General features: G+C 63.9%; 24 protein-coding genes. 9 read left to right on the top strand and 15 right to left on the bottom strand.

Translation table 11 applies throughout. From position 1 onward, the window contains the following. Nucleotides 1-78 precede the first annotated feature (78 nt). The 4 genes from NKI58_RS22635 to NKI58_RS22620 all read right to left on the bottom strand — a co-directional run bounded on the left by NKI58_RS22635 (nt 79) and on the right by NKI58_RS22620 (nt 3,203). Nucleotides 79-510 carry a hypothetical protein gene (locus tag NKI58_RS22635; RefSeq protein ID WP_352788216.1) on the bottom strand — a complete coding sequence of 144 codons (432 nt, stop codon included), beginning with the start codon at nt 508-510 and terminating at the stop codon, nt 79-81. Continuing rightward, nucleotides 510-815: a methyltransferase domain-containing protein gene (locus NKI58_RS22630; protein ID WP_352788219.1), complete on the bottom strand. Its 306-nt coding sequence runs from the start codon at nt 813-815 to the stop codon at nt 510-512. The genes NKI58_RS22635 and NKI58_RS22630 overlap by 1 nt, the downstream gene beginning before the upstream one ends. A gap of 76 nt (nt 816-891) precedes the next feature. Next, nucleotides 892-2,202: a hemolysin family protein gene (locus NKI58_RS22625; RefSeq protein ID WP_352456966.1), complete on the bottom strand. Its 1,311-nt coding sequence runs from the start codon at nt 2,200-2,202 to the stop codon at nt 892-894. Nucleotides 2,203-2,261: 59 nt separating this feature from the next. Beyond that, on the bottom strand, nt 2,262-3,203 hold the full coding sequence (locus tag NKI58_RS22620) for a LysR family transcriptional regulator (protein WP_352456967.1): 942 nt from the start codon (nt 3,201-3,203) through the stop codon (nt 2,262-2,264). Nucleotides 3,204-3,330: 127 nt separating this feature from the next. Between NKI58_RS22620 and NKI58_RS22615 the strand changes: the two genes are divergently transcribed. Continuing rightward, the gene (locus tag NKI58_RS22615; RefSeq protein ID WP_352586836.1) at nt 3,331-4,350 is read left to right on the top strand and encodes a zinc-dependent alcohol dehydrogenase family protein; all 1,020 of its coding nucleotides are present in this window, start codon (nt 3,331-3,333) and stop codon (nt 4,348-4,350) included. Nucleotides 4,351-4,395: 45 nt separating this feature from the next. Here the strand turns inward: NKI58_RS22615 and NKI58_RS22610 are convergent, their stop codons facing one another. From NKI58_RS22610 to NKI58_RS22595, 4 genes are all read right to left on the bottom strand, one after another. Next, a complete protein-coding gene (locus NKI58_RS22610; RefSeq protein WP_352586838.1) occupies nt 4,396-5,103 on the bottom strand; it encodes an LssY C-terminal domain-containing protein in 708 nt (235 codons plus the stop codon). Nucleotides 5,104-5,169: 66 nt separating this feature from the next. Beyond that, nucleotides 5,170-6,024: an extensin-like domain-containing protein gene (locus tag NKI58_RS22605; RefSeq protein ID WP_023678356.1), complete on the bottom strand. Its 855-nt coding sequence runs from the start codon at nt 6,022-6,024 to the stop codon at nt 5,170-5,172. Nucleotides 6,025-6,136: 112 nt separating this feature from the next. Further along, complete coding sequence (locus NKI58_RS22600; protein WP_502894547.1) at nt 6,137-7,009, bottom strand: extensin-like domain-containing protein; 873 nt, start codon at nt 7,007-7,009, stop codon at nt 6,137-6,139. Nucleotides 7,010-7,109: 100 nt separating this feature from the next. Next, complete coding sequence (locus NKI58_RS22595) at nt 7,110-7,535, bottom strand: DUF3775 domain-containing protein (protein WP_352788224.1); 426 nt, start codon at nt 7,533-7,535, stop codon at nt 7,110-7,112. Nucleotides 7,536-7,770: 235 nt separating this feature from the next. Here NKI58_RS22595 and NKI58_RS22590 point away from each other — a divergent pair, with 235 nt between their 5' ends. Continuing rightward, on the top strand, nt 7,771-8,328 hold the full coding sequence (locus tag NKI58_RS22590) for a tetratricopeptide repeat protein (protein WP_023678353.1): 558 nt from the start codon (nt 7,771-7,773) through the stop codon (nt 8,326-8,328). Between the two features lie 328 nt (nt 8,329-8,656). Beyond that, nucleotides 8,657-9,130: a transcription elongation factor GreA gene (gene greA / locus NKI58_RS22585; RefSeq protein WP_023719113.1), complete on the top strand. Its 474-nt coding sequence runs from the start codon at nt 8,657-8,659 to the stop codon at nt 9,128-9,130. Nucleotides 9,131-9,337: 207 nt separating this feature from the next. Here the strand turns inward: greA and waaC are convergent, their stop codons facing one another. From waaC to rfaD, 3 genes are read right to left on the bottom strand one after another with little or no spacing between them, the layout of a single operon-like run. Beyond that, entirely contained in the window at nt 9,338-10,321 is a 984-nt protein-coding gene (gene waaC, locus NKI58_RS22580; RefSeq protein WP_352567963.1) for a lipopolysaccharide heptosyltransferase I, read from the bottom strand. Then, complete coding sequence (waaF, locus tag NKI58_RS22575) at nt 10,318-11,325, bottom strand: lipopolysaccharide heptosyltransferase II (protein ID WP_023678352.1); 1,008 nt, start codon at nt 11,323-11,325, stop codon at nt 10,318-10,320. The genes waaC and waaF overlap by 4 nt, the downstream gene beginning before the upstream one ends. After that, a complete protein-coding gene (gene rfaD, locus NKI58_RS22570) occupies nt 11,298-12,248 on the bottom strand; it encodes an ADP-glyceromanno-heptose 6-epimerase (RefSeq protein WP_352788229.1) in 951 nt (316 codons plus the stop codon). Before rfaD ends, waaF begins: the two co-directional genes overlap by 28 nt. Nucleotides 12,249-12,425: 177 nt before the next feature. On the opposite strand from rfaD, the gene NKI58_RS22565 reads away from it, so the two are divergent. From NKI58_RS22565 to NKI58_RS22555, 3 genes are all read left to right on the top strand, one after another. Further along, entirely contained in the window at nt 12,426-13,058 is a 633-nt protein-coding gene (locus NKI58_RS22565; RefSeq protein WP_023678350.1) for a LysE family translocator, read from the top strand. A 139-nt stretch (nt 13,059-13,197) separates the two neighbouring features. Further along, nucleotides 13,198-14,676 (top strand): D-glycero-beta-D-manno-heptose-7-phosphate kinase, encoded by a 1,479-nt coding sequence (gene rfaE1, locus NKI58_RS22560; RefSeq protein WP_352788233.1) that lies wholly within the window; start codon nt 13,198-13,200, stop codon nt 14,674-14,676. A gap of 7 nt (nt 14,677-14,683) precedes the next feature. Continuing rightward, on the top strand, nt 14,684-15,259 hold the full coding sequence (locus NKI58_RS22555) for a D-sedoheptulose-7-phosphate isomerase (RefSeq protein ID WP_352586848.1): 576 nt from the start codon (nt 14,684-14,686) through the stop codon (nt 15,257-15,259). Nucleotides 15,260-15,542: 283 nt separating this feature from the next. Here the strand turns inward: NKI58_RS22555 and NKI58_RS22550 are convergent, their stop codons facing one another. Beyond that, nucleotides 15,543-16,019 carry an Lrp/AsnC family transcriptional regulator gene (locus NKI58_RS22550; protein WP_352788236.1) on the bottom strand — a complete coding sequence of 159 codons (477 nt, stop codon included), beginning with the start codon at nt 16,017-16,019 and terminating at the stop codon, nt 15,543-15,545. 255 nt (nt 16,020-16,274) lie between these two features. Here NKI58_RS22550 and trxB point away from each other — a divergent pair, with 255 nt between their 5' ends. Next, complete coding sequence (gene trxB / locus NKI58_RS22545; protein ID WP_352586850.1) at nt 16,275-17,249, top strand: thioredoxin-disulfide reductase; 975 nt, start codon at nt 16,275-16,277, stop codon at nt 17,247-17,249. A 97-nt stretch (nt 17,250-17,346) separates the two neighbouring features. Then, entirely contained in the window at nt 17,347-18,243 is an 897-nt protein-coding gene (locus NKI58_RS22540; protein WP_023719100.1) for a LysR family transcriptional regulator, read from the top strand. A gap of 104 nt (nt 18,244-18,347) precedes the next feature. Here NKI58_RS22540 and NKI58_RS22535 read toward each other — a convergent pair whose 3' ends face one another. After that, entirely contained in the window at nt 18,348-18,992 is a 645-nt protein-coding gene (locus NKI58_RS22535; RefSeq protein WP_023678344.1) for a TetR/AcrR family transcriptional regulator, read from the bottom strand. A 121-nt stretch (nt 18,993-19,113) separates the two neighbouring features. Here NKI58_RS22535 and NKI58_RS22530 point away from each other — a divergent pair, with 121 nt between their 5' ends. Then, nucleotides 19,114-19,866: an SDR family oxidoreductase gene (locus NKI58_RS22530; protein WP_352586852.1), complete on the top strand. Its 753-nt coding sequence runs from the start codon at nt 19,114-19,116 to the stop codon at nt 19,864-19,866. 19 nt (nt 19,867-19,885) lie between these two features. Here the strand turns inward: NKI58_RS22530 and NKI58_RS22525 are convergent, their stop codons facing one another. Both NKI58_RS22525 and NKI58_RS22520 read right to left on the bottom strand, forming a co-directional pair. Further along, the gene (locus tag NKI58_RS22525; RefSeq protein WP_023678342.1) at nt 19,886-20,383 is read right to left on the bottom strand and encodes a methyltransferase family protein; all 498 of its coding nucleotides are present in this window, start codon (nt 20,381-20,383) and stop codon (nt 19,886-19,888) included. An 819-nt stretch (nt 20,384-21,202) separates the two neighbouring features. Then, nucleotides 21,203-23,254, bottom strand: coding sequence for an elongation factor G (locus NKI58_RS22520; protein WP_023678341.1), 2,052 nt, complete (start codon nt 23,252-23,254; stop codon nt 21,203-21,205). Nucleotides 23,255-23,381: the final 127 nt, after the last annotated feature.

The following is a 23,381-nucleotide window of genomic DNA, read 5'->3' as shown; positions in this document are numbered from 1 at the left end:
CCGCGAAATACGGCTCCACGTCCGCAATGGGTCCGCGAGTTGTCGTTGCTTGCAGGGCTGGAGAGCGGATGCTCCTTTTCATCTCGTCGCGAACGTGATGATCTCTGGGCTCGAAGGGCCAAGTGGGCTGCCGTCAAAGCCGCCGAATTGCTGTTCGATCCGTAGCCCCGCGTTCCCCAGCAGGCTCGATAAGGCGTCCGTCTCGAGGAATCGCAAGGTGCTGCGACTAACTTGCGGAAGGCTCGGATGCTTTCCGCCGAACCTGTGGGTGAATGTCACCGTCTGTCCATCGAACCGCATGATCACCTCTGTTGTGATCTGCACCAGCGACCCGTCAGGCAGCTCAACGACGACCGCATTTTCGGGTGTCCAGTGCTCCCACGCCCGCACCGAAGGGTTCCGCGTTTCGAACGCGAAGCATCCGCCTGGCACAAGGGCGTGTCGGACAGCCGCCATGAAATCCCTCAGGTCTTCGTCGCTGACAAGGGCCTGGAATGCGTGCCCCGTCATCACAATGAGATCAAACTCGGCTGTCCAGCCGGCCGATTGGAGATCGCCGAGAACCCATTCGTATCCGCGCGCGTTCGTGCGCGATTCAACACGCCGGGTGCTGGGTCGATGCCGCAGAGCCGCCCTGAATGTCCGGCCAGGCGTGCCTCGTGAAGGAGGGTGCCCGTTCCACATCCGACATCAAGCACCGCGTCTGCTGTTAGAATGCGGGGCAGGTAGAAATCATAGTCGTCGCGCGCAGATCTCGGGTGCCAGGCGTCGTAGACGGCAGCGAGATATGGGTCGGCGAAAAGGTGGTCGACCATAGGCGGTATTCCCAATCAACTTTGACTGTGCGAGCGGCGTCGCCGCGAGCATATAGCCCATAAGTCGCGTCGATCGTTACCGCACGACCTCGCGGTGGCGGCCGGGCAGGCGGGTGGCGATGAGCTTGTCGATGCGGCGGCCGTCGAGGTCGACGACCTCGAAGCGCCAGCCTTGCGCGTCGACACATTCGCCGGTCGCCGGCAGATGGTGCAAATGCGACAGCACATAGCCGGCGACGGTTTCGTAATCGCGGCTCTCAGGCAGGTCGATGCCGAGGACCTCTGCCATCTCGTCGGCCTGCATGTAGCCGGCGAGCAGCCATGAGCCGTCCTCGCGCTTGACGGCGTTTTCCTCTTCGCCGGCGTCGAGATCCGAACGGAAGACGCCGGTGATCGCTTCCAGAATGTCGGCCGGGGTGACGATGCCTTCGAAATGGCCGTATTCGTCATGCACCAGCGCCATCGGCACGTCGGATTCCTTCAGCGTCGCAAGCACGTCCAGCGCGTCGGCCTGGTCATGCACGATCGGCGCGGCCCGCACGTGCCGGCGCGGGTCGAGAGCGCGGCCGCCGAGCATTGCGGCCAGCACGTCGCGGGTCTGGACGACGCCGATCATGGCGTCGACGCCGCCGTCGCCGGCCGGCAGGCGCGAATGCTGGGTGTCCATCAGCAGCTTCCTGATGGCCGCCTCGTCGGATTGCAGATTGATCCAGTCGACCTCGGTGCGCGGCGTCATCACCGCGCGCACGGCACGGTCGCCGAGCCGCATGACGCCGGCGATCATCCGCCGTTCGTCGGATTCGATGGTGCCGTGGTGCTCGGCTTCGGCGACCAGCATCTTGATCTCCTCGTCGGTGACCTTATCCTCGCTCTGACCGCGCTGGCCAAGCAGCCACAGGAGGGCGCGGCCGGAAAAATCGAGCAGGAAGACCAGCGGCGCCGAGACGCTGGCGAGGATGGTCATTGCCGGGGCGACCCTGACGGCTACCCGTTCGGGGTCGCGCAATGCGATCTGCTTGGGCACCAGTTCGCCGATGATCAGCGAGCCATAGGTGATGAGGGCGACGACGATGCCGACGCCGAGCGGATCGGCGAGGCTTTCGCGGATGCCGGCCGACGCCAGGGAGGTGGCCAGCCGCTCGCCGAGCGTGGCGCCGGAAAAGGCACCGGACAAGACGCCGACCAAAGTGATGCCGATCTGCACCGAGGACAGGAATTTTCCCGGATTGGCGCCGAGCGCCAGGGCCCGGCCGGCGCCCTTGACGTTGCGGTCGATCATCGTCTTGAGGCGCGCCGGCCGCGACGAGACGATGGCGAGTTCGGACATCGACAGAAGGCCGTTCACGCAGATGAGGACGACCACGATGGCAATTTCAGCATAAAGCATGCCGGGTCCATAGCATTGCCGCGCGGTTTTCGAAAATAGGACGGTCGCGCTTTTTAAATTTAGCGAGCCGGGCAATCAGGCGGCACCCATGCCGCATCCCAGGGCGGCGCGGAAAAATGCTCGATCAGGGCGTCGACGACGACGCGCACCTTTGGCGCGAGATTGCGTGTTACCGGCCAGATGGCATGCACCACGGTGTTTTCGACAAGACAGTCCGACAGAACCATTTCGAGCTCGCCGCGCCTGATGCTGTCGGCCGTCAGCCATGTCGGCAGATAGACGATGCCGCAGCCGGCCAGTACCGCATCGAGCATCGGTTCGCCGTGGCCGAGCACCAGCCGCGCCTTGGGCGCGAATTTTTCGAGACGGCCGTCGACATGCCTGACTGTCCAGGGATGGACCGTGCCGTCGCGGCCGTAGCCGATGAGGCTGTGCCTGGCCAGGTCCTCGATCGATAGCGGCCTGCCATGGGCGTCGAGATAGGCGGGGGCGGCGCAGATGGCCGAACGTTGGGCATAGATGCGGCGCGCGGCGATCGACAAGCTGTCGTCGAGGTCGCCCATACGCACCGCCAGGTCGATGCCTTCCTCGATCAGGTCGACGCGCCGGTCGTTGAACGAGATTTCCATCGTCAGGTCCGGGAATTTTTTGGAAATGTCGAACAGCAGCGGGGCGACGCACCGCCGGCCGAAGGCCAAAGGCAGGTCGACGCGCAGCCGCCCGGAAGGCACCTGCTTGCGCGATGCCAACAGCGACCGGGCGGCTTCGATCTCGGCCAGTGCCCTGACGCAGGCTTCGTAATAGCTCAGGCCCTCGCTGGTCGGGCTGAGGCTGCGGGTGGTGCGGTTGAGCAGGCGGACGCCCAATCGCTGTTCCAGCTGCGCGATCGACTTGCCGACCGCCGATTTGGTGACATGCAGCCGTGCGCCAGCGCCGGTGAAGCTGCCGGCCTCCACCGCGTGAACGAATGCGACGATGCCTTGCAAATTGGCCGATTCCAATGAAGCGCTCCTATTGTAGAGTTTTGCTCCTTAATCTGTTGCAGAACATGCCACATGGAAGCACTTTTCTCCATAGTGAAACGGCGTAAATGTCTCGCGCAATCATCAACCACGGAGCGCGAACCAAATGAGCACCGAAAACAGATCCTGGCAGATGAACGGTTTCGGCCTGTCCAGGTTGAAGCCGGCTGATGGAAAGCTGCCCCAACCCGGGCCGCATGATCTTCTGGTACGCGTCACAGCGGTATCGCTGAATTACAAGGACAGGATGATCGTCGATGGCGTGCTGATACCGGACCTCAGCTTTCCGTTCGTGCCGACATCGGACGCGGTAGGCGAAGTAGTCGCCACCGGCAGCGAAGTCAGCCGCTTCGGCATCGGGCAGCGCGTGCTCGGCCAGGTGATCGCCGACTGGCCGGACGGCGACGCCCCGCCGGTGCTGCACAAGCATACGCTTGGTTCGTCACTGCCCGGCATGCTGTCCGAGCATGTGCTTTTTCATGAGGATGCCGCCGTGGCGGCGCCGCCGTCGCTCAGCGACGTCGAGGCATCGACGCTGCCGATCGCGGCGCTGACGGCGTGGTTCGCGCTGGTCGAGGCGGCCAAGCCGATCCCGGGGGAAACCGTTCTCATCCAGGGCACCGGCGGCGTGTCGCTGTTTGCGCTGCAATTTGCCGCCGCCTTCGGCCTGCGCGCCATCGTCACCTCGAGCAGCGACGAGAAGGTCGAGCGGGCGAAGGCGCTCGGCGCCTGGAAGGCGATCAATTATCGCAGCCAGCCGGCATGGGACGAGGCTGCGCGCGAACTGACAAACGGGGCCGGCGTCAGGCATGTGCTGGAAATGGTCGGCGGCGACAATGCGCGGCGCTCGCTCAATGCGCTGGGCGCCGACGGCAGGCTGTCGCTCATCGGCCTTCTCGGCAGCATGGAGCTCAGTTTCCCGATCATTCCGTTCCTGCGCAACCGGATCGTCGTCCAGGGCATATCGATCGGCCACCGCCGCGCTTTCGAGCGAATGAACCAGGCGATCGAGACGCTCGCGATCAAGCCGGTGATCGACAAGGTGTTTGGCTTCGACGAGGTGCCGCAGGCATTCGAGCGTCTGGAGACGGGACCGTTCGGCAAGATCGTGATCACCGTGCCCTGAGCCCGTCGGGACGAAATGGGTCAGACGGGAAGGCCGATCGCGCGCCTACGGCAGTTGCAGCAGGACGCCGATGATGGCCTTGCCGTCGGTGAAATAGGGATCGCCTTCGCCGTTGCGCCCGGTCTTCGTGGCGCCGACGCCTGGTATCTCGCTGGTCGAGATCAGCATGCCGGCGGCGGAGAGGTCGCGCATCAGCCCATCGCGCTCGGCGTCGATGTCGGGGCCGATGTGATGAGTGATCGCGCCGGTGTCATGGCTGAGGCCGACGCCGCGGTCGAAGCTTGCCGAGCCGAGCCAGAGCGGCCGGCCGTCGTCTCCGGTCGCATCGGTCTGCCAGAAGCGGACATGGTGGCGCCGGTCGGCGCTGTCACCGACCGGCTTTTCGAAGGCGAGGTCCTGGGCGCGGCCTTCGAACAGCAGCCGGCTGACCGGCGCGTCGGGATAGGGGCGGTCAAACAGCACGCTTTCGCCGATTTCGATGGCCGTCTTCAGCGTGATGGCGTCTGCCGTATCCCAGCCGGCGACGGCAAAAGCATGGACAAGCTCCTTCTTGGTGCCGACAAGGCCGACATTGATCGGATCGCCCGGAATGCCTTGCGGCGTGTGCGTCACCATCTCGAATTGCTGATTGCGAAAATTGCGGTCCCGCAACGTCCAGAACTCAGGCGCGGCGAAATAGGCGAGCGAAAGATAGGCGGCACAGCATGCCACCAGCCAGGTCGTTGCACGTCGTCGCAGGCTTCGTTGGCTCAAGAGGCACCACCCAAGCGTCTGCGCACCATCTTAACCGGCGCAGCAAGTCTTGGGCAGGGGCTGCAATCAGCGGCAGGCGCGATAGCCGTTCTTGCGGTTCTTGATGTCGAAATGGAAATGGTTGCGGTGATCGTAATTGTAGCCGGGGCCGAGCACGGTGGTGAAATACTGGCAGCCGTCGGCGCGGACATTGTTGAGGAAGCCGCGGGTGCGGAAGGCGAACAGGCCGGGCTTGCGGACGTCGATATCGTCGCCATTGTTGAGTTCGATGCTCATCACGTCGAGCGCATTGCCCTTGCCGTGTTCCGACAAAACACCTTCGCCGGCAATCCTGCGGCAGGAATAGCTCGAGCCCTGGTGGATGGTCTTGACGCCTGAGAAATAGCGCCAGCGGGCCGACGGCACGAGTTCGTTCCTGGTCCAGCCGGCAAAGGTGGCGGCCATGTCGCAGGTCAGCGTCGCGGCCGGCTTCATCTCGACACTGCCGATGGCCGAGACCTTGACCGGATAGTCGATCCCGCACTGGCCTTCATGGATCGGCGCAACGTCGGTGTAGACGACGCCGAGGCGTTTCAATTCCTTGCGGCAATCGATCTCTGTGGCCGGCATCTGTTCGGCCGGCGACATCGGGTTGTCCAGGCGCGGATAGGCGGCCGTCATAAAGGGATTGGACGGGACGAGGCGCTGCATACCCGAATATTGCGGCCCGGAATCTTGCGCGCCGGAATATTGCGGGTCGGAATTGGGCGGGACGGCAGCGGTCTGGCTGCCGACATCGACGGCCGGCTGCAGCGACAGCACGCTGCCGGTATTGCAGGCCGAGACCGCCGCAATGGCAAGCAGGGCGGCAAGCCTGCCGGCTATGCGCGCGCATTCTGTGTGCCGCACAGCGGCAAGCGCAGCGCGAAATAGCCCGGCCATCGGAAGGGTTCCTGTCCCCAGATGGCACAGACTCTAAACCTGAAGAGTAAAGGAAAAATCAGCGGCGCCGTTCACGCCTGCCGCCAAATTGCGGCGCCCCCATAGGCTAAGGTCACTGGCAAAACGTACCACCGTTGCGGCGCGGTTCGAGGTCGAAGTGGAGATGCTGCGAATGATCGGCGTCGCTGCCGGGGCCAAGCACGGTCTTGAACGGTCCGCAGGCTGCCTTGCGCACTGCGTTCAGGAATTTCGCGTCCTTTTCCGGCGGCGCCGGGCCGACATCGATCTCCTTCCCGTCCGAAAGCTTGAAGCTGGCGATGTCGAGCGCGTTGCCGAAGGCGTGCTCCGACAATTTGCCGCCGCCATTGCGCGACCGGCAGACAAAGGCGGAGGCCTGGCCGATCGATTTAATATCCGCGCCGAACTCGGCCTTTGCGGCAGGCTGGATGACGGACGCAGCAAAGCGGGCGGCCGCTTCCGCCATCTGGCAATTCAGCTCGGGCTCCGGGCCGATGGCGATGGATTTGCCGAGCGTCTTCAGCGCGATCGGGTAGGGGATCGAGCAACCGACTGACGTATCATGCTCTGGCTTGCGCTCCTCGAAATCGACGCCCATCGACTTCAGCCGCCTGCGGCAGGCCAATTCCTCGGCCGGCATTTCTCTCCCGGCAATGGCGGCCGATCGAGGATCAGGAAGGATTTTTTGCTCCGCCTTCTCGTCTGCCTCGGCCGGGTTTGGTGGCGCGCCTGGTGGGCCTGCCGGCGGCTCAGCCCGTGCCGGCTTTTCGGGCGGCTGCGGTGCAATCGCCGGCGGCTCCGGAGCATCCTCCGGGCGCGGTTCAGGGACCGGGATCTCGGTTGGTGGCGGCGGAGTGACTTGCTGGTTGAGCTGCGGAACTGGTGCAGTTTGCGGTAGGTCGGGTGCCTTGGCTAAAACGGGTCCCGCCAGCGGCGTAGCCGCAACGGCCAGCAGCAATCTGCCCAATCTGAAAAAGCCAAACGCCGCCATTACGTCGCAACGGCCAGAATGCAGGGAAGTTGCCTTGAGCGAGGGGGGCGGCCGATCACAATCGGTAACCGCGCCGTCACGCGCCGATCGCTTCCAAGCCTTCCTCGAGCCAGTCCGCCAGCAGCGGCATGCCGAGCAGATATTTTGCCGTGCGCTTGTTGGCGCGCTCGCGGGCGGCGGACAGCGCGTCCGTCCATTCCGTCGCGTCATAGTCGCCGCGGCCGACCCAGGCCAACGCAATCAGTTCGGCCGCTTCGTCGACATTGAGATCGTCGATCAGCTCGCGCAGTTCTTCTTCGGTGAGATCTTCGGAGCTTTCCTCGGCAAGGCCGTCATGATGGTGGTTGTCGTGCGCGTTGCCGTCGAGCTCTATCTCGTGCTCGGCGCCGTCGGCATAGTCTTCGTTGACGGCGGCGCTGAGCGCCTTCGCCTTCAGGATGAACAGGCGCACGGTGTCGGGACCGATCGAAAGCTCCCAGTCTCGTTCAACGCGTTGCTGCACCGGCCGTCTCCCTGCTTCGTGCTCGGTCGGCCCGATGATAGCGGATTTGCAGCGCTCGTCACATTATCTTGCGCGGCGGCGTTGATCGTGAAGCATGATTTCCGATGCCCTCTCTTCCCGGATAAGATGGCCTTGCTGGGAGAGATCGCGGTTTTGAGATAGGATGACATTTTCCGGGACGAAACGGCGTTGGGCCGGCGTTAGTGTTGCATTGTCAGGTTCAAAGGAGAATTCGATGCGCAGACGATTGCTGATTTACGCCATGGCCATCGCCGCCCTGCCGCTGATTGCGGCTCCGGCGTTTTCGGCTGGTGAAGGCGGGGGAGGTGGCGGTGGCGGTGGCGGCGGCAATGGCGGCGGCCAGTCCCAGTGCAAGAAGGGGGAGGCGTGGGACAAGAAACAGAAGAAATGCGTCTCCCCGAAGCAAGGCATGCTGGACGACGACAGCATCTACGATGCCGGTCGCGCGCTGGCGATGGATGGACGCTACGACGAGGCGATCGCCGTGCTCAGCCTCGCCGCCAACAAGCAGGATCCGCGCATCCTCAACTATCTCGGCTATTCGCACCGCCATTCCGGCCGCGTCACCGTCGGCCTCGGCTATTACGAGGAAGCGCTGCGCATCGACCCGAACTACACGCTGGTGCGCGAATATCTCGGCGAGGCGCACTTGCAGATCGGCGATCTTGCGGGCGCCCAGGAACAGCTTCGCGAGATCGAGAAGCGCACGGGCAAGGGGTCTCGCGAATACGGCATGCTGTCGGAGCAGATCGATCATTTCATGAGGAGCTGATCCTCCGGAACGCTCCTCATAACCGGCTGTGAGCGATCGCAGCCGGTTTTTTGCTGTGCTGCACATGTTGGCCACAACCGAGATTTGGCATCACGGTACACGATACGATCTTGGAAACCCCCGCTTGACGTGGGGTCAGCCGTGCAATCGGTGGATGATTTTTCAAAAACCGACTTTTTGGACGTGAAAAACCCGCGAAGATTGCTATATCTTGCGAAATTGTGGTGAGACGGTTCCGTTAGCCCGAGGCTGCCGGACCGTTTTCTTTTTGTACCATCGACAAGGTCGCTCCCGATTGCGGGGGCGGCGGCAGGAAAGGTCAGGCATTATGAACAAGGTCCCGATGACAGGCGAGGGGTTCGCGTCATTGAAGGAAGAACTGCGCTGGCGCCAGCAACAGGAGCGGCCGCGTATCATCGAGGCGATTTCCGAAGCGCGCTCGCATGGCGACCTATCCGAAAATGCCGAATATCACGCGGCAAAAGAGGCACAGAGCCTCAATGAGGGCCGGGTCAACGAACTCGAGGACCTGATCGCGCGGGCCGAGGTGATCGACGTCACCAAGCTCAGCGGCGACAAGGTCAAGTTCGGCGCCACCGTGGTGCTGGTCGACGAGGATACCGAGGAGAAAAAGACCTACCAGATCGTCGGTGACCAGGAAGCCGACGTGAAGTCCGGCCGCATCTCGATCTCCTCGCCGATCGCGCGCGCCCTGATCGGCAAGGAAGTCGGCGATGCCATTGAGGTCAATGCGCCAGGCGGCGCCAGGGGCTACGAGATCGTCCAGGTGCAGTTCATCTAGGGGATTGGCGCTGCTCTGCCTTCTCCCCTTGTGGGAGAAGGTGGCCTCGCGAAGCGAGGTCGGATGAGGGGTGTTCCAGCTTGGCTCCCTCCGCACTCCGTCCAACACCCCTCATCCGTCTTGGCGCTGCGCGCCAATCCACCTTCTCCCACAAGGGGAGAAGGGAAGGGGCAACGCTGACCTTTCCGATTGAATTGATTGAGCAAATCAGCGGCCACCGGCCTGACCAAGCGTCTGGCGCTCCACAAGCCTTTCGGCTTCCGCCATCACCTCCGGCGGCGTGACGCTGTGGCCGGGCCTGGCTAGCAGCGTCGATGAGAATGGCCCGCGCGGACCGGTCAGGCCAGGCTCGGTAGCGAGGAATATCGCCACCGTCGGCAGGCCGAAAGCGCTGGCGAGATGGGTCAGGCCGGTGTCGGCGCCGATGACCAGCGCCGAGCCGCCGATGACGGCGGCGATCTCGGCTAGCGGCGACCTGGGAACCACCACGGTTTGCGAAATGGCGCGGGCGATCGCCTCGGCAACCGCCTGTTCCCGGTCGTTCGACCAGGTGGTGACCGGCGTCATTCCCATGTTCACCAGCAGGCGGGCGGTTTCGATCCAGTCCGCGACCGGCCATTTCTTGTCCTCGCGGCTGGTGCCGTGCAGCAGGAAAGCGGTCTTTTCACCGGCAAAAGTCGATCTTCCGGCTGGCGGCGCGATACCCGATTCAAGCCTGGAAAAATCCGGCTCGTAGCCGAGCGCCAGCCCGAACAGGCGTTTCGTGCGCTCGATGGCATGCAGGCCGCGCGGCACGGCATAGCGATGGCCATGAAACAGGCTTGCCGAAGGCTCGCGGGCGCTCGACCGATCGAACCCGGCGACCGGGGCTGCCGCCAGCCGCGCCACCAGCGCCGATTTCAGCAAGCCTTGTGCATCGAGGACGAGGTCGTAGCGGCAATCGCGCAAGGCGCGGCGCAAGCCGACCACTTCCCGCCATGTGCCGGGCTCGAGCAGCTTCCTGCGCCAGCGCCGGATCGCCACGCTGTGGATGGTTTGGATGGCTGGATGCAGCGCCACGATGCCGGCAAATGCCTCTTCGACACACCAGTCGAAGGAGATATCCGGCCGAGCGCGGCGCGCGTCCTCGATCGCCGGGAAGGTGTGGATGACGTCGCCCATGGACGATGTCTTGACGATCAGCACTTTCATGCGGCGGCCGGCATTTCCAGCAGCCGCTCCGCCGCCGCCACGACGCGTTCGACCTCCAGCGTGTTCAGGCAGTTGAGATGACCGAGCGGGCAGATTTTTTTGTGGCAGGGCGAACAGGACAGGCCGAGCCAGAGCAGTTCGCGGCGCTCGGCGAGCGGCGGCGTGTTCTGCGGCGAGGTCGAGCCGTAAACGGCGACTACCGGCGTGCCGACGGCGGCGGCGACATGCATCAGCCCGCTGTCGTTGGAGACGGCGAGCCTCGCCGCCGCGATCAGGTCGATGGCATCCTCGAGCCGCGTCTGGCCGGCAAGATCGACGGCGCCCGGAGCCAGCGCGGCGATTTCAGCCGTCACCCCAGCGTCGTTCTTCGACCCGAACAGCGCGACGCCAAACCCTTTCGCCATCATCTCACGGGCAAGGCCGGCATAGTGTTCGCTCGGCCAGCGCTTGGCCGGGCCGAATTCTGCGCCGGGCATGACTGCCACGAATTTCCCCGCTGTCAGCCCGAAACGGCTGAGCAGTGCCGCCTGGCTGGCTTGATCGACGGCGAGCTTCGGCGCCTGGAAGGCGCCACCACGGGCAAGGCTGAAATAGGCCTGCGCGGTGCGCCGTTTCAGGCGATCGGGCAAGGGCACGATGTCGGTCAGTAGCCCGTAGCGCATTTCCTTGAGATGGCCGACACGGCGCGGAATGCCGGCAAAGAACGGGATCAGCGCCGACTTCCAGCTTCCCGGCAGGACAAAGGCCATGTCGTAGCGGCCGCGCAGCAGGCGGCCGAAGCGCCTTCGGGTGCGGAATTCGAACGTGCCGGATTGCAGCGGTAGGTCGATCTGCTGGCGGATTTCGGGCATGCGCTTGACCAGCGGTGCTGCCCACGCCGGCGCCAGCACGTCGATGGCGGCGTTCGGATGAAGCTCCCTCAGCGCCTGGAACAGGCACTGCGCCATCACCATGTCGCCCACCCAGCGTGGGCCGATCACGAGGATCGTTGGGCTTTCAGCCATTCGACATAGTCTCTGACGCCGGTTTCCACTGTGCGGAACTGGCCATTGTAACCGGCTGCGCGCAAGCGGGACATATCAGCTTGCGTAAAGCTCTGGTAGCTGCCCTTGAGGTGGTCGGGAAACTCGATGAACTCGATCTGGCCTTGGCCGAGCGTATCGATCACCGTTTCGGCAATGGCGCGGAACGGCTGAGCCTTGCCTGTGCCGCAGTTGAAGATGCCGCTCGAGCCGCGTTTCCACAGCCACAGATTGACGTCGGCGACATCGCCGACATGGATGAAGTCGCGGCTCTGCTCGCCGGGCCCGAAACCACCATAGGCGCCGAACAGCTTCGGGTTCTGCCCTTGCTCGACCTGGTTGAACAGATGGAAGGCGACAGAGGCCATGGCGCCCTTATGCGCCTCGCGCGGTCCGTAGACGTTGAAATAACGCAGGCCCGCCACCGGCGAATGGTCGGTATCGAACACGGTACGGCGGACATAGTCGTCGAACAGCTTTTTCGAATAGGCATAGACGTTGAGCGGGCGTTCGTATTGCGGCTCCTCGCAGAACTCGGCGCCGCCGCCATAGACGGAAGCGGAGGAGGCATAGAGAAACGGCACGCGCAGGGCCAGGCAGGCGTGCAGCAGGCGCTTCGAATAGGTGTAGTTGACCTCCATCATGAACTTGCCGTTCCATTCGGTGGTGGTCGAGCAGGCACCCTGGTGGAAAACCGCCTCGATGCGGCCGAGGTCGCCGGCCTCCATCCGCGCCAGAAAATCGTCCTTGTCGAGATAATCGGCGATCTCGAGATCGGCGAGGTTGGCGATCTTGTGGCCGTCGGTGAGGTCGTCGACGACGAGGATGTCGCTGAAACCCTCGGCGTTGAGCGCGGCGACGATGTTGGAACCGATCATGCCGGCGCCGCCCGTGACGATGATCATGAAAGCCTCTGGTACCTTGTGCCGGTTGTAGCCCTTGTGGGATTCTGGCCTTATAGGGGAGGCGGGCCGGGCTGTCGACAAAGCAGGTGGCGGGGCGGCCGGATGAGCGCCACAGTGCCGCCGCAAAGCTCTCGCTTCAGTCGGTGACCACCGGCGAAGCGTGACAGGAGCAAGGTAATGCCGTCAACCGAACTGCTTGTCGCCTTTTTCGCCACCACGGCGATCTTCGCCTATATCCCCGGTCCCGCCATGCTCTATGCCGCCGCGCAAACCATGGCGCGCGGCCGCTGGTCCGGGCTGATGGCGGCGCTCGGCATCCATCTCGGCGGCTACGTTCATGTCTTCGCCGCCGCTGTCGGCCTGTCGGTGCTTTTCCATGCCGTGCCGGTGCTTTACATGGCGGTCAAGCTGGTCGGTGCGCTGTATCTGGTCTGGCTCGGTGTTTCTTTGTTTCGCGCCAAGGCGCAAGGCGACGTTGTCTTGCCGGGAATTCAGCCGAAATCCGCCCGCCGCGCGTTTTTGGAGAGCGTTGCCGTCGAGGTGCTCAACCCGAAAACGGCGATTTTCTTCATGGCGTTCCTGCCGCAATTCATCGATGCCTCGGCAGCGTTTCCGGTCTGGCTGCAGTTCGTCGTGCTTGGAACGATCGTCAATTTGATGTTCTCGTCGGCCGACATTGTTTGCGTGATACTGGCCGGCGCGGTGATCGCCAGGCTGCGGCAGTCGAGCCGGGCGCAGCGCCTGATGCGGCGCGCCGGCGGTGCGGTGCTTGTCGGACTGGGCGTGCATGTCGCGTTGCAGAAAAGCTGACGCACTGTCTCGCCGCGGCGATCGGTCGAAGGCCTGCCGTTGCGTCGGCTGAAATTGCGGTATATCGGCATCGCCATGAACGGCCGGCCCTGCCCATCGAATTTCCCGTCACCGAAAATCGGCCCTCCCACGCGTTGACATGATCAAGCTGCCCTCTCCCGAACCCCTTCACCGCGCCATCTCGCGCTTCGGCAGCGCCACTGTGCTGGTGGTCGGCGATTTCATCCTCGACCGTTTCGTCAACGGCGTGATCGAGCGCATTTCGCCGGAAGCGCCGATCCCCGTGCTGCACGGGCGCGGCGAAACGCTGGCGATGGGCGGCGCCGGTAATGTCGTCGCCAACATCGTTTCGCTCGGCGCTGCCGTCATACCGGTCTCGGTGATCGGCGCTGACAAGGCCGGCAAGAACCTCATGCGCATGCTCGGCGAATTTGGCGTCGACACCGGCGGGCTGGCGCAGGATGCCGATCGCATGACGTCGTCCAAAAGCCGATTCAGCGCGCTCAACCAGCAGGTGCTGCGTTTCGACGAAGAGGAAATCAAGCCGCTGGGCGATGCCGAGCGCGCGACATTGGTCGGGCATTTTCGCGAAGCGCTGGCGCGCGCCGACATCGTCATCCTGTCCGACTATGGCAAGGGCGTGCTGCTCGACGGCGCCGCCGGCGAGCTGATCTCGATCTGTCGGGAAGCGGGCAAGCCGGTGCTGGTCGACCCGAAGGGCCGCGACTATGCGCGTTATGCCGGCGCGACGGCAATCACGCCCAACCGCAAGGAACTCGGCGAGGCGGTCGGCCGCGCAGTGTTTGCCGACGACGAAATCGAGGCGGCGGCGCGCCAGCTGATTTCGGCGCACGGTTTCGATTTCGTCGTCGCGACGCGCAGCGAAAAGGGCATGAGCGTCATCGGTGCGGACGACGCCCGCCATATCGCCACGCAGGCGCGCGAAGTGTTCGACGTTTCGGGCGCCGGCGACACGGTGATCGCGACGTTTGCACTGGGACTTGCAGCAGGCGCCGACCGCGTCATGGCCGGATCGATCGCCAACGCCGCCGGCGGCGTTGTCGTCGGCAAGCGCGACACGGCGCGGCTGACGATCGAGGAACTCACCGGTGCGCTGTTTCGCTCGCATGGTCCGGTCGCCCACTTGGATGCGATCCTCGATGCCGCCGCCGCCGCGCGGCTGGTGGCGGGCTGGAAAGACGAGGGCTTGAGCGTCGGCTTCACCAATGGCTGTTTCGATATCCTGCATGCCGGCCATGTCAGCCTGTTGCATGCGGCCCGCAGCCAGTGCGATCGGCTGGTGCTCGGCCTCAACAGCGATGCCTCGGTGCGCCGGCTGAAAGGGCCGGGGCGCCCGGTCAACGACCAGCATGACCGGGCCTGCGTGCTGGCAGCACTTGCCTCGGTCGACGCCGTCGTCATCTTCGAGGAGGATACGCCGCTTTCGCTGATCGAGGCGCTGAGCCCCGACATACTGGTCAAGGGTGCCGACTATACGGTCGATCAGGTGGTTGGCGCCGATGTCGTGCAGAAGGCCGGCGGGCGCGTCGTGCTGGTCGACCTCGTCGCCGGCAAGAGCACGACCGGCACTATCGGCAGGTTGCGCGCCGGGAACTGAGGGTTTCATGTCCGAACTGAACGATTACCTGGCCCGCTCGGCGGCCGCGATTTCGGCGATGGTCGAGCGCGACCTGACCAGCGAGATGGAGCGGGCGGTCAGCGCCGTCGTCGCCGCGCTTTCGCAGGGCAAGGCGCTGCTGATAGCAGGCAATGGCGGTTCGGCCAGCGACGCCATCCATATCGCCGGCGAGCTGGTCGGCCGCTTCCTCAGGGAGCGCAAGGCCTACAACGTCATCGCGCTGCCGGCCAACGCGGCGGTGCTGACCGCCTGGGGCAATGATTACGGCTTCGACACGGTGTTTGCGCGCCAGGTCGAGGCGCATGGTTCGGCGGGCGCCGTGCTGCTCGCCATCTCGACCAGCGGCAATTCGCCAAGCATCCTCGCCGCCGCCCAACAGGCGCGCATGATGGGCATGACGGTGGTCAGCCTGACCGGCGACACCGGCGGCAAGCTGAAGCCGCTCTCCGACATCCTGCTCAACGTACCCTCGACCTCGACGCCGATCATCCAGCAGGGGCATTTGTGCCTCTACCACCATTTGTGCGAAATGGTCGAAACGCGCCTCTGCGACGCAGGGTGATTGCGCCAGGCCGGGTAGAGGCCGTCAATTGTCAACGGGGAGAAGGGACTAGCCGCAACGCTGGCGACCCCTCTCCCCGTCCTTCACGGGGAGAGGGTAAGGTGAGGGGCAGCCCTAGCCTGTAGCGATTATTATTTGACGCATAGCCACATTTTGTTCTTGCTTTGTGCCGGCAGCTATGCTACTAATTTGGGTATGGTGATGATTTCCACCGACGATCCCGCCCGCCGAGGCGGGTTTTTTGTTTCCGGGTTTTTGTTTCGCAGCCGCTTTGCCTGCTCTCTTAAGCCGAAAACGCCACCAGCCCTTCGTCTTTGACCCGGCGGATGGTCAGCGCGGTTCGCACCGTATCGACATTGGGGGCCGAGGCCAGTTCCTCGATGACGAAGGTCTGGAAGGTGCCGAGATCGCTCGCCACGCAATGTAGCAGGAAATCGGACTCGCCCGACACCATCCAGGCGTCGCGCACGATCGGCCAGCCGCGGGTGCGCTCGGCAAAGGTCTTGAGTTCGGCGTCGGCCTGGTGATGCAGGCCGATCAGACAGAAGGCGACGACGTCGAGGCCGAGCGCCGGAGCGTTGAGCAAAGCGCGGTAGCCGCGGATGATGCCGGCCTCTTCCAGCCGCCTGACGCGGCGCAGGCACGGCGGCGCCGAAATGCCGACGCGGCTCGACAGTTCGACATTGGTCATGCGTCCGTCCTGCTGAAGCTCGCGCAGGATCTTCCAGTCGATGACATCGAGATCGGCCTTGATCGGCATGGTGGCTTCCGTGATGACGCGAAAGAATCTTTCGCGACTTTGTAATTAAACGACTTTGCTGTCTATTCCATCCGCTGGATCGAGGATTTTTGCATCATCTTGCTGCGGGTTGCTTGTCGCCGTCGCCGGCGCCGAAGCTTTCCGGGGACGAACGGCAACTTGCCTTGCTCGCGTCGCAGGCAACACTTACATTACGCGCAACAATCGACGAGAGTTCATGCCACAATCCATGGCTGCTCCCCGCAGAGGTTTTTCATGATCACCAAGCATGCGCCTGTTCTCATCATCGGCTCCGGCCCCGCCGGCTATACGGCGGCGATCTATGCCGCCCGCGCCATGCTCAAGCCGATGCTGGTCGCCGGCCTGCAGCAGGGCGGGCAACTGATGATCACCACCGATGTCGAAAACTATCCGGGCTTCGCCGAACCGATCCAGGGTCCATGGCTGATGAGCGAGATGCTCAGGCAGGCCGAGCATGTCGGCACCGACATCGTCAACGACATCATCACCGAAGTCGACCTCAACGTGCGGCCGTTCCGCGCCAAGGGCGATTCCGGCACGATCTATACCGCCGACGCGCTGATCATCGCCACCGGCGCGCAGGCGAAATGGCTGGGCATCCCGAGCGAACGGACCTTCATGGGATTTGGCGTTTCGGCCTGCGCCACCTGCGACGGCTTCTTCTATCGCGGCAAGGATGTCGCGGTGATCGGCGGCGGCAATTCGGCGGTGGAGGAAGCGCTCTATCTCTCCAACCTGGCCAAGAGCGTCACCGTCATCCACAGGCGCAGCGATTTCCGCGCCGAGCGCATCCTGCGCGAGCGGCTGCTGCGGAAAGATAATATCCGCGTCATCTGGGACGCGGTGGTCGACGAGATCACCGGCAGGCCCGGCAAGGCGCCGCTGCCGCCATCGGTCGAAGGGCTGAAGCTGCGCAACGTGGTGACCGGGCAGGAGATGCATCTGGTGGTCGACGGCGTGTTCGTGGCGATCGGCCACGCGCCGGCGGTCGAGCTGTTTGCCGGCAAGCTGAAGCAAAAGCCGAACGGCTATCTGTGGACGGCGCCGGATTCGACCCGCACCGATATGCCGGGCGTGTTCGCCGCCGGCGACGTGACCGACGATATCTACCGCCAGGCGGTGACGGCGGCCGGGCTCGGCTGCATGGCCGCGCTCGAGGCGGAAAAATATCTGGCGGGGATCGAGGTTCACCGCGAAGCGGCGGAGTGAATGTTGAACAAGCGGCTGAGAAAAGCCGCGCAAAAGCCTGATTTTTCATTCAGACGCCAAAACAGGCGGACGCCAGAAAACAGGACGAGGGGAAATCATGGCGTTGGATTGGGACAAGCTACGCGTGTTTCACGCCGCAGCGGAAGCGGGGTCGTTCACCCATGCCGCGGAAACACTGCATTTGTCGCAATCGGCGATCTCGCGGCAGGTCAGCGCGCTCGAGCATGACGTCGGCGTGCCGCTGTTCAATCGCCATGCCCGCGGCCTGGTGCTGACCGAGCAGGGCGAGATGCTGTTCCGCACGGCACACGACGTGCTGATGAAGCTCGAAACCATCAAATCGCGACTGACCGAAACCAAGGACCGGCCCTCCGGCGTGCTCAGGGTGACGACGACGGTCGGCCTCGGCGCAGGCTGGCTGACCGAGCGCGTGCAAGAGTTCATCGAGCTCTATCCCGAGGTCAGCCTGCAGCTCATCCTGGCCAATGAGGAGCTCGACCTCACCATGCGCCAGGCCGACTGCGCCATCCGGCTGCGCCAGCCGCAGCAGCCCGACCTCATCCAGCGCCGCCTGTTCACCGTGCATTTCCATCTCTACGCGGCGCCCTCCTATGTGAACAAATACGGCAAGCCGAATTCGATTGCCGAGCTGAAGGCCCATCGTATCGTCACCTTCGGCGTGCCGGTGCCGGCGCATCTGTCGGAACTGAACTGGCTGGAAACGGTCGGCGATTTCGAAGGCGGGCAAAGGGTGCCGACGCTGCAGATCAACGACATATTGTCGATCAAGCGGGCGGTGCAGGGCGGCGCCGGCATCGCCATGCTGCCGGATTACGTGGTCAGCAAGGATTCCGGGCTAGTGCAGTTGCTGCCCGAGACCGAAGTGCCGTCCTTCGATACCTATTTCGCCTATCCCGACGCGATGAAGAACCAGGCGAAGCTGCATGTCTTCCGCGATTTCATCATCGCCAAGGCGCGCAGCTGGTCGTTCTGATTTAATGCATGTCGCGCAAAAGTGTGCAGCGGTTTTGCGATAACGACATGCATCAAACAAGAACCTAAAGCGCGTCGCATCAGGTCGGTCGAACGCAACGCGCTTTAGGAACGCGTATCCGCCAGCGTGCTGGCGCCGTAGCGCAAACCGTCGACCAGCAGGGCAACCATGCGCCGCGCCTGGGCAGGGCCGCCGCCATGTGCCGGCATGGCAAGGCTGGCGGCCGCCCCCAACAGATCGCCCGGCTCGATATCGGCGCGCACCTCGCCGGCCGCGGCCGCTGCCTCCAGCAATGTTTGGAGCGCGGGCCGGAGCCGTTGGTTGAAATAGGCAGGCAAAGTGTCGAAGGCCGGATTGCCTGAGTACAAGGCTGCCGCGAGGCCGCGTTTTGCCGTGATGAAATCCACATAGCGCTGCATCCACAGGGCCAGCGCTTCACCGGGCTCATGCTTTCCGGCCAGGATCGGCGCGGCGTCCGCACAGGCGTCAACCTCGTTGCGGAAGACGGCCACGATCAAGTCCGAGCGCTGTGGAAAGTGGCGGTAGACGGTGCCGACGCCGACGCCAGCCTTTTCCGCGATCTCTCGCACCGGAGCCTCCACGCCGGAGGTCGCGAACACCGCCATGGCCGCCCGGAGCAACGCGTCGATGTTGCGCCGTGCGTCGGCGCGCACGTGCCGATCCGCGCGGTCGCGGGGTTCCAGACTATCGCCTTGATCCGTTTTGCCGTTCGGCGTTTTTTCGCCCATCAAATTACCTCTTGCAAACGGAACCTTGTTCCGGATATATGTGGAACGTGGTTCCGTTTGACTTGTATCTAGCACGGCAAGGCGGTGTTGGCCACACATCGGTGCACAAAAGGAGATTACCATGCAGGACAAACCCGTCGCCCTGGTCACCGGGGCCAACAAGGGCATCGGTCTTCAGATCGCCAAGGACCTCGCGGCGAACGGCCTTACCGTGCTCGTAGGATCGCGCAGGCTCGAGCATGCCGAGGCAGCCGCAAAGAGCATCGGAGAGGATGCCCACGCCCTGCAGCTCGACGTCACCGACCAGGCCTCGATCGCCGCCGCGGCAGAGCGCATCCGCATCGAAATCGGCCGCCTCGATGTGCTGGTGAACAATGCCGGCATCTCCCACGCGGGAAAGCCCGGCACGTTGTTCGAGGAGATCATCAACTCGGGCCGCCCGAGTGTTGCCTCTCTCGACGACGTACGCGCGGTGTTCGAGACGAACGTGTTTGGCATCGTCGCCGTCACGCAAGCGATGCTGCGGCTCCTTCGTGAGGCGCCGGCGGCGCGTATCGTCAACGTATCGAGCGGCGCCGGCTCGCTGACATTGAACGCGGATCCGGCCTTTCCGTACCGCACTTCGTTTGGCGCCGTTTACAACCCGTCGAAGACGGCCGTCAACGCGATGACGCTCGCCTTCGCCATCGAGCTCGAGGAGACCGGCATCAAGGTCAACGCTGCGTGCCCGGGCTACACCGCGACGGAGCTGAACAACTTCGAAGGTCCGCGCACCGTCGAACAGGCCGCGCGGGAGCCCGTGCGCCTCGCGCTTCTCGACGCGAGCGGTCCGACGGGCACGTTCTCGAACGAGGACGGCCCGCTGCCGTGGTGACGTAGCGTTGGAGCCTGCTTCAGCCGCGCCAAGGTGTCAGGCGGGGCAGCCAGCCTGGTACGGCACGGCGGTAGGCCTCGTATTCGTCGCCGTAGCGGCGGGCAAGCGTCGGTTCCTCATATAGTCTCACGAAGGAGATCATGGCGGCCGCGGCGATGACTAGATAGGCGGCGACCGTCCAGCTCGAAAACAGCAGTGCCTGGCCGAGGACGATCGACAGCACGGCGACGTACATCGGATTGCGCACATGGCGGTAGATGCCGCCGACGACCAGCCTTTCGGTCGGCGCGACCGGGGCGGGGGTACCCAGGCCCTCTAGGGCAAACCGGGCAAAGGCGTGCAGCAGTATGGCTGTGCCGGCGACAACCAGCAGCCAGCCCACAGGAACGAAACCGGGCAGTCTCGACCAGGGCAGGCGATAGCGATCGGTCAGCAGCCAAGGCAACAGCCCGGCGACCACGCCGGGCGCTACAGCAAGGAAGATGACGCTGCCGGCGATCGCCGAAGTGGCTCGCATATAGCTCTCCTTACGGGCGCGGCCTTGAACGGTCTCCTGCAACGCGCTTCAGGTCTTGTCCGGCATGTAACCCAAACCGCTGCACCCTCAGGTCAAGCTCGATGGCGGGCTTTTGGGCGGCATGCACCAGCAAGGTCTGGCTGCCGAAAAAACAAACGCGTGCTGCACGATTCCACGTCATCCTGCGTTTTTCGACTTTCCGAGCAGGAATCGCTGCTGATTCGCGGCCGCGGATCGATTTTTGCCTTGCCGTAGGCTGTATTTCAGCGATTCAACTGGTCCTATTGCGCTTCGGGACGGATTAGACCACAGCCGGCGCCTTTTTGCATGTGAGTGTTGCAAAATAGATGCTTGTTTCTTGGGCATGAAGAGCACATATATAGATCATCTCCTGAGCGCGTTCTCCTCCCATTAGCGCTCTCGAGTGTTCCCCTCTGGAGGTTAGCCTTAACAGGCACTTCCAATCAAACTCAGCCGGGTCTTCATTGATCCGGCTTTTTTGTTGCCCGAAACCAACACATCGCCAGAAAATCGGCCGGAGCGGTCGCGTAACAGTGACATGTAACCTCGGGTAACATGCCGCGGGCGCGCCAAATCGATTAAGCAGAGCACAGGACGCGGTGTGGCTCGTCCGGGGGATGGGGGCATCACTCGGACGACCCGGGCTCAGGCAGCTACCGCGTCCGAACCTTCCTCCGCCGCCAGGCACCGGCGGCAAGCATGCGGCGGACCTGCCGTTTCGCCTCCCACGAAGACGGTCCGCAAGAAACGGCGCCCGGATCATCCGGGCGCCGTTTCCTGTTGGGCCGCAAAGGCAGATCAGGCGGCCTTGCCGTTGGCGTTCAGCGCTTCGTCGGCCAACCGGCCGGTGAGTTCGGCCATGTGGTCGAAGACGGCCCGGTAGCTGGCGACACCCGCCGTGGCCGAGCGCAGCTCGATGATGAGGTCGCCGATCTCGGCTTGCGGCATGGTCGCCTCGACGACGTCCCATCCGGGCCAGTCGGGCCGCGCGTCGTAGCCGAGGATCTGGCCGCGCCGCTGCGGGATCAGAGCGATGATCTTCGACGTCGCATCCGACGGCGTGACGATCTCGACCTTCATCACCGGCTCGAGCAGCACCGGCGAGCACGCGGCCATGCCTTCCTTCATCGCCAGCTTCGCTGCCATCTGGAAGGCCATGTCGGAGGAATCGACCGCATGGTAGGAGCCGTCGGAAAGGTTGACGGCAACATCGACGACCGGGAAGCCGAGCGGGCCGGATTTCAGGTAATCGCGCACGCCGGTCTCGACCGACTGGATGTAGGTCTTCGGCACGACGCCGCCGGTGATCGTATCGGTGAACTGGAAGCCTGACCCGCGCGGCAGCGGTTTGATCTCAATCACGACGTCGCCGAACTGGCCGTGGCCGCCTGATTGTTTCTTGTGGCGGCCGCGCTGCTGCGTCGCTTTGCGGATCGTCTCGCGGTAGGGCACGGCCGGCACATGGCCTTCGACCGGGATCTGGTTCTTGCCTTCCAGCCGCTCGCGCACGACGCGCAGATGCATCTCGCCATGGCCGGACAGCACGGTTTCGGCCGAATCCTGGTTGTGATGCAGGTTGAGCGAGGGATCTTCCTCGGCCAGGCGCTGGATGGCCGCCGACATCTTGACCTCGTCCTTGCGCTCTTTCGGCCGCAGCGCGAAGGCGAAGACCGGTTGCGGCGGCGCCAGCGTGACCAGCGGCTGGATGCCGCCCTTGGTCGAGCTCAGCGTCTGGCCGGTCCTGACGGCGTCCAGCTTGCCGAGCGCGACCGTGTCGCCGGCCTTGGCCGAAGTCAGCTTGACCTGGTCCTTGCCGAGCATCTTGTAGATGCCGGAGACCTTTGCCGTTTCGCCATTGGAAAGGAACAGCTCGGCGGCGTCGGCGACCTGGCCGGACAGGATGCGCGACACAGACAGCTTGCCGCCATGCGCGGTGTGGATGGTCTTCATCACCTGGACCACGGTGGCATTGCCATCGAGAGCGCCGAGGCGCTGGCGCGTCGCCTCGATGTCGGGTGCGTCGTGACGGATCGCCTTCAACAGGCGCAGCACGCCATTGCCCTTCTCGGCGGTGCCGATCAGCACCGGCGTCACCATGCCGTCGCGCAGGTCGGCGGCAAGATCGTCGAAGATCGCATCCTTCGGCGGTTCGATCTCGTCCAGCAATTGCTCCATCAGCCGGTCGTCATGGTCGGCGAGCGTCTCCAGCATGGAAAAGCGCGCCTCGAGCTCGCGCGCCTTGTCGTCGCTCGGGATCTGGGCGACCTCGCTCTCGGCATATTCGCGGTAGATGTAGGCACGCTCCAGAGCGAGGTCGATCGAGCCGATGACGACGCCGTCCTTGCGCAGCGGGATCTGGCGCAGCAGCAATGGCACCGAGCTTGCCGGCTGCAGCATCTTCAGCGTGTCGCGCACACCTGCTATCGCCTTGTCGACCTTGTTCAGGAACAGCATGCGCGGCACGCCGAGATCGTCGAGCTTGCGCATGATCAGCTGCAGGGCAGGGATCTTCTTCTCGTCGGCCTCGGCAACGACCACGGCGACGTCGCAGGCGGCCAGCACCGGCTCGGCTTCGAAGGAGAATTCGATGGAGCCGGGACAATCGACGAAGGTGAACGGCTCGCCCATGAAATCGGTGGTGGCGAAGGTCGCCTCGACGCTCATGCCGTGAGCGCGCGCCTCGGGCGAATGATCGGAAACGGTATTTCCGGACGAAACGGGATTCTGGCGGGGAATGGCGCCTGTACGGGCGAGTATGGCTTCGAGAAGTGTCGTCTTACCGCTTGCGAAGGGACCGACTATGGCAATGCATTTCGGTCCCGTGCGTCGTCCTCCGGCGCGAGTACCCATGGCTGACCTCCACTCAGGCGTTTCCCTGTGAGCGGCGGCCGGCCTGTCGGCCGTCGCGGGCGAGGCTTTTTTCAATTTGCCACCTACCCAAAGGGTATCGTCCCACGGGCAGGCCGGGAGGGCAAGG

This window comes from Mesorhizobium sp. M0522 (assembly GCF_040321085.1).
Classification (GTDB): domain Bacteria; phylum Pseudomonadota; class Alphaproteobacteria; order Rhizobiales; family Rhizobiaceae; genus Mesorhizobium.
Note: the sequence above shows the minus strand (reverse complement) of the source record. Positions and strands in the feature narration are given on the sequence as shown.

Bases quoted from the DNA above. Each gene is read 5' to 3' on its own strand.
- NKI58_RS22635 (WP_352788216.1), bottom strand. From the start codon at position 510: ATGACGGGGCACGCATTCCAGGCCCTTGTCAGCGACGAAGACCTGAGG.
- NKI58_RS22630 (WP_352788219.1), bottom strand. From the start codon at position 815: ATGGTCGACCACCTTTTCGCCGACCCATATCTCGCTGCCGTCTACGAC.
- NKI58_RS22625 (WP_352456966.1), bottom strand. From the start codon at position 2,202: ATGCTTTATGCTGAAATTGCCATCGTGGTCGTCCTCATCTGCGTGAAC.
- NKI58_RS22615 (WP_352586836.1), top strand. From the start codon at position 3,331: ATGAGCACCGAAAACAGATCCTGGCAGATGAACGGTTTCGGCCTGTCC.
- NKI58_RS22605 (WP_023678356.1), bottom strand. From the start codon at position 6,024: ATGGCCGGGCTATTTCGCGCTGCGCTTGCCGCTGTGCGGCACACAGAA.
- NKI58_RS22590 (WP_023678353.1), top strand. From the start codon at position 7,771: ATGCGCAGACGATTGCTGATTTACGCCATGGCCATCGCCGCCCTGCCG.
- greA (WP_023719113.1), top strand. From the start codon at position 8,657: ATGAACAAGGTCCCGATGACAGGCGAGGGGTTCGCGTCATTGAAGGAA.
- waaC (WP_352567963.1), bottom strand. From the start codon at position 10,321: ATGAAAGTGCTGATCGTCAAGACATCGTCCATGGGCGACGTCATCCAC.
- waaF (WP_023678352.1), bottom strand. From the start codon at position 11,325: ATGGCTGAAAGCCCAACGATCCTCGTGATCGGCCCACGCTGGGTGGGC.
- rfaD (WP_352788229.1), bottom strand. From the start codon at position 12,248: ATGATCATCGTCACGGGCGGCGCCGGCATGATCGGTTCCAACATCGTC.
- NKI58_RS22565 (WP_023678350.1), top strand. From the start codon at position 12,426: ATGCCGTCAACCGAACTGCTTGTCGCCTTTTTCGCCACCACGGCGATC.
- rfaE1 (WP_352788233.1), top strand. From the start codon at position 13,198: ATGATCAAGCTGCCCTCTCCCGAACCCCTTCACCGCGCCATCTCGCGC.
- NKI58_RS22555 (WP_352586848.1), top strand. From the start codon at position 14,684: ATGTCCGAACTGAACGATTACCTGGCCCGCTCGGCGGCCGCGATTTCG.
- NKI58_RS22550 (WP_352788236.1), bottom strand. From the start codon at position 16,019: ATGCCGATCAAGGCCGATCTCGATGTCATCGACTGGAAGATCCTGCGC.
- trxB (WP_352586850.1), top strand. From the start codon at position 16,275: ATGATCACCAAGCATGCGCCTGTTCTCATCATCGGCTCCGGCCCCGCC.
- NKI58_RS22540 (WP_023719100.1), top strand. From the start codon at position 17,347: ATGGCGTTGGATTGGGACAAGCTACGCGTGTTTCACGCCGCAGCGGAA.
- NKI58_RS22535 (WP_023678344.1), bottom strand. From the start codon at position 18,992: ATGGGCGAAAAAACGCCGAACGGCAAAACGGATCAAGGCGATAGTCTG.
- NKI58_RS22530 (WP_352586852.1), top strand. From the start codon at position 19,114: ATGCAGGACAAACCCGTCGCCCTGGTCACCGGGGCCAACAAGGGCATC.
- NKI58_RS22525 (WP_023678342.1), bottom strand. From the start codon at position 20,383: ATGCGAGCCACTTCGGCGATCGCCGGCAGCGTCATCTTCCTTGCTGTA.
- NKI58_RS22520 (WP_023678341.1), bottom strand. From the start codon at position 23,254: ATGGGTACTCGCGCCGGAGGACGACGCACGGGACCGAAATGCATTGCC.